Raw genomic sequence first — 6848 nt, 5'->3', positions numbered from 1 at the left:
TGCCGACCTTTACGATGCCGACCTTCGCGATGCCGACCTTCGCGGTGCCAACCTTCGCGGTGCCAACCTTCGCGGTGCCAACCTTTACGATGCCAACCTTCGCGGTGCCGACCTTTACGATGCCGACCTTCGCGATGCCGACCTTCGCGGTGCCAACCTTCGCGGTGCCAACCTTCGCGGTGCCAACCTTCGCGGTGCCAACCTTCGCGGTGCCAACCTTTACGATGCCAAGGCCGCTCCATTGGTTGTTTATGGCCTTTGCTGGGATGTTGTGATCAGTGGTACTGGGAAAATGATAATCGGTTGCCAAGAGCACAGTATTGAAGCATGGAAAGAATTCAACGATGAACTTATTTCGAGCATGGATAGTAATGCACTCGATTTCTGGAACCAACACAAAACAATGCTCCTAAACATGTGCGATAGCTATGTTCACCCAGTAGAGGAGTCTACAACATGAACATAAAAACGAACGTAGTCAAACCAATGTGCATTGCACTTGGAGTGATGGGAATGCTAACAGCAGCTTATGCGTTTAGCCCTGCGAAAGAACAAGAAGTTGCTCCATTAGTTGAGCAGATTGAAGTAACTGCCCCTTTCAAACTCGAATCAATCAACGTTAGGACAAGCAAAGCGGCTGTAGAGACTCTAAACGAGCAATACGTTGTTGAGTTTGAGTATGTCGCTAACGTCTCTACCCACAGAAATAGCGTTGGTTATAGCTGGAATGAGGTTGAAGTTAAAGAGATTAAAGAACCACGCATCTATGACGAAGATGGTGAAGTAGAGAACTACTACTTAAGCACTAAAAGCGTTCAAGAGATCGTCCAAGTAATCGAACAAGAATTGAGAAAGCCCGCTTAAGGGCTTCGGAGAAGAAGAATGAAAATTTATTCAATTGAAATTAATAACCTTGGTCAAACTGGAATGTTTAGTGGTTCTCTAATCCCTCATGGAACCCTTGGTGTGACTGTGGACGAGCATAAGTTTGACCTATATGAACGTGTTGGTTGCGCAATCTTTTCTCGCTGCGGTGAACTTGTACATGTTTATCAGCATGCACCTGGAACAAATGAAGGCTTTGCAGGTCGTGAGATACAGCTCCGAATCAAAGAGCCTTCTTGTATGTTCCCTAAAGTACAAGCTGCTCGCCTATATACATTCAAAGGTGATCTATGGGATGGGTACAAAGCTGATCAAGAGGTTGCAAAACATCTTGGAACTGAGTTGCACAGTATTGGAATCCGAGCATTAAGAAATAGAAGCTCTTGTTATTGGGCTATCAAAGCAACCTCAAAATTCATGGAAACAATTGCCAAGGCGGTTGTATTTGGAAAGCCTGAACAAGGTGACTTCAGTGCAGACTTGAAGGAGAAAACAGCATGATCGACCAACAAAAATCAATCAAAGCCTTAATGGTTGTGTTCTTTATGGTGTTTATCGCATTCCTTTATGTTCTGTATGCGCATATCTGCCCTGCTGTGATGGGAGTTTGAGATGAAAACTAAAGCTCATTTAACAGCTCTAATCATGAAGAAGTGTGTTGAGTTGAAGGTGGAAAAGAAAATTGATGCCTTCTGTAACTTCCAAGCCCACTGCAACCTTCTAGAAATTGAAGTTTATAAAAACTGGGATGTCGACAGTAAAAACACATTATATCGAGCAAGTATTCACATCGATGGAAGTTGGAATACAGATGATCATGCAAGCAACTTTGAGCAAGTTATTGAAGATCTGAGCGCCATTTATCTTGGTCTTGGAATTGAATAGGTGATTGAGATGAAAAACTACAAAATCAAAGTGAATGATTTAGAAGATTCTGAAAAATTGAAAGTTTTAGATGATTTGGTGCTTGTTGGGTACCAAAAACACACTAAGGACTGGGTCCCAAGAGAGATACAAAATTGTGGGCATTTCATAGCTTATGCACCTCCTTATCATATTGAATGGGATCGTGTTGAAGCATGGGGGCGCCATAAAGATGTTCCTGAACTCACCCACCCTCAGCTTCGAGATCTTGTTGCTCAAAGCAAAAATGAACAATGCCTGATTAGTGGGGCTAATGCAAAACTGGCATGGGCAAATGGTGAAAATGTTCAGATTAGTTTTGACAAGAAAGAATGGAAAGACATTGTTAATAACGACAGGCTTTTACAGTTTGACCAGCCATGCGGATTTTATCGAGTTAAACCCCGCACTATAAAGCTTGAAATAGAGATTCCTGTTCCATTAAGTGATGAAGAGCAGATGAAAGGCCAAGTCTACTATCTCAATGATGGTTTCCCTGATGGGTATGGATTGATGGAACTTGATCCTAATGATACGCCTTTCACTATTGGCGCATGGCGCACCGAAAAAGAAATCCAGCAAGTTGTTGCAGCGCTGAGGGGGATTAAGGGATGAGGAAATCTAAAGCAGCTTTTTTATTTTTTTTATGCGTACTGATTGCAATCGCAGTACTTGGTTCAGATTTATACAGGGTCATTGTATTAAGGCAGCATGTGTACACAGTACCAAGGGAGCCACAACAATGAACGCTCAAGTGAACTTAGAAAGCTTAATCAAGTCAGAAACTCATGTTTGCAAGGCTTGCGGATCAACAACTAACAGCCGTTTTCTATCTCAGGGCGGCTACACATGGCACTGCAAATGCGGAGTTAATCAACGTGTTTGGTCTTGCAGTGAATCTTACACAAAAGCATTAGTCAAAGTTTTAGCAGCTTAGGAGAAGGTTATGAATGCGCCAGTGAAAACAAATCCATTTGCAGTTGCTGCACCTCAATCACAAGCAATGTCGACTGTTCAATCTGATAGTCAACGTGCGATTGCAGAAGTTCAGGCTGCTTTAGTTATTGCTAAACAGTTTCCACGTAATATGAATGAAGCGTATGACCGCATCATGAATGCATGTCAACGCCCTAGCCTTGCTCAATCTTCTGTTTATTCATATGCAAAAGGTGGGACATCAATTGTTGGGCCATCAATTCGTTTAGCAGAGGCGCTTGCTCAAAACTGGGGAAATATTCAGTTCGGTATTCGCGAATTATCTGCTGAAAATGGAGAATCAACAGTTGAAGCATTTGCTTGGGATGTAGAGACAAATACGCGTCAAACCAAAGTTTTCCAAGTTAAGCATTGGAGGCACACAAAGCAAGGTGGCTATAAGCTAACAGATCCGCGCGATATTTATGAGTTAGTAGCGAACAATGGTGCACGTCGATTACGCGCTTGCATACTTGGTGTGATACCGGGTGATGTTATCGATGCTGCTGTTGCTCAATGTGAACAAACAATTCAAGCATCGGCTGACACTTCACCAGAAGGCGTTCAAAAGCTTCTCAAGTCTTTTGAAAAACATGGTGTATCTAAAGAAGCAGTAGAAAAGCGTATTCAATGTCGAATTGAGGCGATTTCCCCTGCTCAAGTTGTTTCACTTATCAAAATTGGAACCAGTATTAAAGATGGTATGAGTCAGCCTTCTGATTGGTTTGAAATCAAAATTGATGTAGTTGCTGAAAAGCAAAAACCAACTGTTTCAAATGAAGATTTTGTTAAGCTTATAGAGCAACTCAAAGTTGATGCCATCTCTAAGGACTATGTTTTGGAAGGCTATGCGCTAACTGATGCTCAAAAATCTGAGGTGAATGCATTATGAAACTATTCAGATGCTCAAGCCTTCACAAGCTAATGGGCGAGCCTAAAACCAAAGGTGTCATTCTCAGTGACACTGCTAAAACTGAAATTCGTTCGATTGTTAAAGAGGACTTGACCACGTTCAAGTCTTTCAAGGGCAACCAATACACAGCTAAAGGCAATGCTCTTGAAGATATTGCGATTGATCTATCTGGAAAGGTTCGATTTCGCAAGCTTACAAAGCATAGCGGTCGAGTGAATAACGACTTGATTACAGGTGAATGTGACGTTCTTGATTTAGATCGAAAGCTAATCATCGACACAAAATGCTGTTGGGACATTGGAACTCATCCATTTTTCCAAGATGAAGCTCAGGAGAAGGCTAAGAAAGCAGGCTATGACTGGCAGATGCAAGGCTATATGTGGCTTTACGATTGTGAAGTTGCTGAAGTTGATTTCTGGCTATTCCCTTGCCCTATCGAACTTACGAACGACTGGGATGATCGAGAGCAATTGATTGATCTTGTCGAGCAGATTGATTTGCGTGAACGCCTTACAACTGTTCGTTATGAGCGAGATGAATCAATGATTCAGAAGATCAAAGACAAAATTCCACATGCTCAAGAGTATTACTCAAAACTATATCAAGAGCGTATTAAAGCGAAGGTAGCAGCATGAATATTGAAAGCTTAAGACAAGAATTTAATGACTGGCATTTTTTGGACTGGAAATTGAATTGTGCTGTAACGGAAACAGTCGAAGAAGCCAGAAGTCTTTATGAACGCATATATAAGCCATTTCACCTTGATCAGATCTCAGAGCGCGAGCAGTGCTTTAAAGCTTGGATGGCAGGTAGGGTTTTTGAAGCCAAAAAGCTTGAAGGCTGCGTGGTGGTGCCAGAAGATGAATACAACGAAATGGCTCAATATAAAGATCTTTATAAACGTGCCATTGTTAATGCCAAGAAACGTAAAGATCAACTTAACTGGGCACATGTAGTAGGTTTAGGAGTTGGTTCAACCAAAGCTGTTGAGTTGCTCAAAGAGCTTGGGATAGATCCTTCAGCAACGAGTATGCATGCAATGGTAGAAGCAGCAAGGGGCGGAAATGAGTAATTTTAATGAACTACGAATCCATTTTCATATGTCCATAGGTGTTGTAAATGCTTCACAAGAAGATAGTTTCAAACTATCTGATTACATAGACGAAGATGAGTGGAATGCTTTAAGCAGCGATGAAAAAGAAAACATGATTTCAGAGTGGGCCAACGACTGGAGCATAAATTATCTGGATCTTGGAGGGCATGTTAAATGAAGAAAGAAGCAAAAGCGGATGCGGAGGACGCAACGAATGGCTAAATATATTACTTCCGATCAAGTATGCGAGATGTTCGGAATCACAAAAGTAAGCTTATGGCGCTGGGAGAAAAACACACAATGGGGAATGCCATTCCCTGCGCCAGCATTTCCCTCTGTTGGTGGTGCGCCTAAACGCTACCTCTTATCTGATGTTCGGAATTGGGAGAAACACTGTATTGGTAAAAAGGCGGTCGCATGACCGCTTTACCCTTTTAACCTTTCTAATTTTTCAATCCATTTTTCATAGACTTCTGCCTGTTCCAAAACATACCCATACAAGTCATATACCTCTTGGTTATTGGGGAGTACATGCCCAATCATAATCTCGTGAATATCCCTATTTTTTGAAAATGCACTAAAGTTTGTACGTGCTGTTCTGCGTAGATCATGTAATGACCAATGCTCCATCGTTTCTTTTTTGAATCGCTTCACCCAGCCGATCACACTATTTGGCAATGCGGTAGATGCTGGATCGGTTAGATACTCGTCAATATTTTTACCATTGCTGAATAAATACTTACCCTCGCTTAACTCCATAGCCTCTCTAATCAAATCTTCCATATACGGCAAAATAGGACGTATCAGCGTTTTATCATTCTTGTATCCAGTTTTGTGGTTAGATGGAGGTACTTTCCAAATCTTACGCTTTAGATCAAAGTGTTTCTTTTCCGCCCTTCTAAGTTCGCCATTACGACACGCAAAGATCAGGCATAATTCTAGAAAGATTTTATTTTTAGTAGTCAATCTCGACCATTTTAAGCATTCATAGAAAACCACAATTTCATCGTCAGTTAAAACGCGCTTTGTTGGTATTGATGTAATATTAAGATCGGCTTTAGGGTAAACGTCAGCAAGAATATTGGTTTGAATATATTTGCGTTTAGCGGCCCATTTCAGCATTTGTTTGGTATTTGATAAAAGGTTTTTTGCTGTTCCCGGTATACGCCCTGCTAACTCTTCAAAAATCCCAAGCCAATCACTTATGTCAATTCGATCTATAGGGTGATTACCCAACTTATTAAATAGATGATTCTCAAACATGCGCTTAATGCTTTCATGTTCTTTTTTATTTTTAGAGCAATATGATTCATACCACATTAAAAAAACTTCTTTGAATGTGACAGGGTTTATATTCTTTTCTTTCTCTACCAGCAATTCCAACTTTGGATTTTTATTCTGATCTAACAGGCCACGAAGCCGTGTAGCTTCCAAGCGTGCATCTTTGAGGCTTATGTGTGGGTAGGTACCAAGATCAACCCTTTCTTGTTTATTATTGAATCTGTACCTCAACTGGAAGACAATCTTACCTTTCGGTGATATTCTTACACTCATAGAGTCACGGTCGGCAACTACTTCAACCGCTTCTCGCTCTTTACCATTATTTGCTTTTAGCCAAGCTTCAGATAATGCCATTTCAAACTCTAAAAATAATATGTACACACAATCGATTTAAAAATCGTAATAAGCCATTATGTACACGAATATGTACACAAATGACATGAAATAGAGTGTTGTATTATGAAATGGTTGGTAATGGTGAAACAAGCTGAGAATTGAAGTTTATATGTTTTTTGTGAAATGGTATGTAATAAAGTTAAATTGATCTTTATTCATACTAATATTTATGCTAAAACTGCACATAAGTGACAAAAAATCACATAAATGGCATTTTAGGCGTTCTAATGAAAATTATACCAGAACAAACGACCACCAGTCTGATTCATTCGAGTGATCAAGGTCTTAAACTTGATGTTGGTGCTTTTTGCTTTTTTTTACTTGGTATGTTTTTAGCAGCACTCATGTTTCATCGAATTGGCTTTTTTTAAACTTTTTGACCACTACCCTATTTGCAAATAA

12 protein-coding genes are annotated in these 6848 nt (G+C 40.6%); 11 read left to right on the top strand and 1 reads right to left on the bottom strand.

The features are described 5' to 3' along the window. The 10 genes from MN869_RS15470 to MN869_RS15425 all read left to right on the top strand — a co-directional run. On the top strand, positions 1-460 hold a 460-nt coding region (locus MN869_RS15470; RefSeq protein WP_243308563.1), incomplete at its 5' end, for a pentapeptide repeat-containing protein. Further along, entirely contained in the window at positions 457-864 is a 408-nt protein-coding gene (locus MN869_RS15465) for a hypothetical protein (RefSeq protein WP_243308560.1), read from the top strand. The genes MN869_RS15470 and MN869_RS15465, both read left to right, overlap by 4 nt. An 18-nt stretch (positions 865-882) precedes the next feature. Next, positions 883-1386, top strand: a complete 504-nt coding sequence (locus tag MN869_RS15460) for a hypothetical protein (RefSeq protein ID WP_243308558.1) — start codon at positions 883-885, stop codon at positions 1384-1386. Between the two features lie 111 nt (positions 1387-1497). Further along, positions 1498-1770, top strand: coding sequence for a hypothetical protein (locus tag MN869_RS15455; protein ID WP_171553621.1), 273 nt, complete (start codon positions 1498-1500; stop codon positions 1768-1770). Between the two features lie 9 nt (positions 1771-1779). Beyond that, positions 1780-2403: a hypothetical protein gene (locus tag MN869_RS15450; RefSeq protein WP_243308556.1), complete on the top strand. Its 624-nt coding sequence runs from the start codon at positions 1780-1782 to the stop codon at positions 2401-2403. Between the two features lie 331 nt (positions 2404-2734). Next, positions 2735-3655: a hypothetical protein gene (locus MN869_RS15445; RefSeq protein WP_243308554.1), complete on the top strand. Its 921-nt coding sequence runs from the start codon at positions 2735-2737 to the stop codon at positions 3653-3655. Continuing rightward, positions 3652-4311 carry a hypothetical protein gene (locus MN869_RS15440; RefSeq protein ID WP_243308553.1) on the top strand — a complete coding sequence of 220 codons (660 nt, stop codon included), beginning with the start codon at positions 3652-3654 and terminating at the stop codon, positions 4309-4311. Before MN869_RS15445 ends, MN869_RS15440 begins: the two co-directional genes overlap by 4 nt. Beyond that, a complete protein-coding gene (locus tag MN869_RS15435; RefSeq protein ID WP_243308550.1) occupies positions 4308-4748 on the top strand; it encodes a hypothetical protein in 441 nt (146 codons plus the stop codon). Before MN869_RS15440 ends, MN869_RS15435 begins: the two co-directional genes overlap by 4 nt. Beyond that, positions 4741-4947, top strand: coding sequence for a hypothetical protein (locus tag MN869_RS15430; RefSeq protein ID WP_005205018.1), 207 nt, complete (start codon positions 4741-4743; stop codon positions 4945-4947). The genes MN869_RS15435 and MN869_RS15430 overlap by 8 nt, the downstream gene beginning before the upstream one ends. A 36-nt stretch (positions 4948-4983) precedes the next feature. Then, positions 4984-5190 (top strand): hypothetical protein, encoded by a 207-nt coding sequence (locus MN869_RS15425; protein WP_005205019.1) that lies wholly within the window; start codon positions 4984-4986, stop codon positions 5188-5190. Between the two features lie 5 nt (positions 5191-5195). Here MN869_RS15425 and MN869_RS15420 read toward each other — a convergent pair whose 3' ends face one another. Next, the gene (locus tag MN869_RS15420; protein ID WP_005205020.1) at positions 5196-6404 is read right to left on the bottom strand and encodes an integrase family protein; all 1209 of its coding nucleotides are present in this window, start codon (positions 6402-6404) and stop codon (positions 5196-5198) included. Between the two features lie 269 nt (positions 6405-6673). On the opposite strand from MN869_RS15420, the gene MN869_RS15415 reads away from it, so the two are divergent. Further along, positions 6674-6817 (top strand): hypothetical protein, encoded by a 144-nt coding sequence (locus tag MN869_RS15415; RefSeq protein ID WP_004654651.1) that lies wholly within the window; start codon positions 6674-6676, stop codon positions 6815-6817. Positions 6818-6848: the final 31 nt, after the last annotated feature.

This window comes from Acinetobacter sp. NIPH1876 (assembly GCF_022808535.1).
GTDB classification, from domain to species: domain Bacteria; phylum Pseudomonadota; class Gammaproteobacteria; order Pseudomonadales; family Moraxellaceae; genus Acinetobacter; species Acinetobacter higginsii.
This window is presented reverse-complemented; position numbering and strand designations above follow the sequence as displayed.

Coding starts and splice junctions, on each gene's coding strand:
- MN869_RS15465 (WP_243308560.1), top strand. CDS start 457: ATGAACATAAAAACGAACGTAGTCAAACCAATGTGCATTGCACTTGGA.
- MN869_RS15415 (WP_004654651.1), top strand. CDS start 6,674: ATGAAAATTATACCAGAACAAACGACCACCAGTCTGATTCATTCGAGT.
- MN869_RS15440 (WP_243308553.1), top strand. CDS start 3,652: ATGAAACTATTCAGATGCTCAAGCCTTCACAAGCTAATGGGCGAGCCT.
- MN869_RS15445 (WP_243308554.1), top strand. CDS start 2,735: ATGAATGCGCCAGTGAAAACAAATCCATTTGCAGTTGCTGCACCTCAA.
- MN869_RS15435 (WP_243308550.1), top strand. CDS start 4,308: ATGAATATTGAAAGCTTAAGACAAGAATTTAATGACTGGCATTTTTTG.
- MN869_RS15425 (WP_005205019.1), top strand. CDS start 4,984: ATGGCTAAATATATTACTTCCGATCAAGTATGCGAGATGTTCGGAATC.
- MN869_RS15430 (WP_005205018.1), top strand. CDS start 4,741: ATGAGTAATTTTAATGAACTACGAATCCATTTTCATATGTCCATAGGT.
- MN869_RS15450 (WP_243308556.1), top strand. CDS start 1,780: ATGAAAAACTACAAAATCAAAGTGAATGATTTAGAAGATTCTGAAAAA.
- MN869_RS15460 (WP_243308558.1), top strand. CDS start 883: ATGAAAATTTATTCAATTGAAATTAATAACCTTGGTCAAACTGGAATG.
- MN869_RS15420 (WP_005205020.1), bottom strand. CDS start 6,404: ATGGCATTATCTGAAGCTTGGCTAAAAGCAAATAATGGTAAAGAGCGA.
- MN869_RS15455 (WP_171553621.1), top strand. CDS start 1,498: ATGAAAACTAAAGCTCATTTAACAGCTCTAATCATGAAGAAGTGTGTT.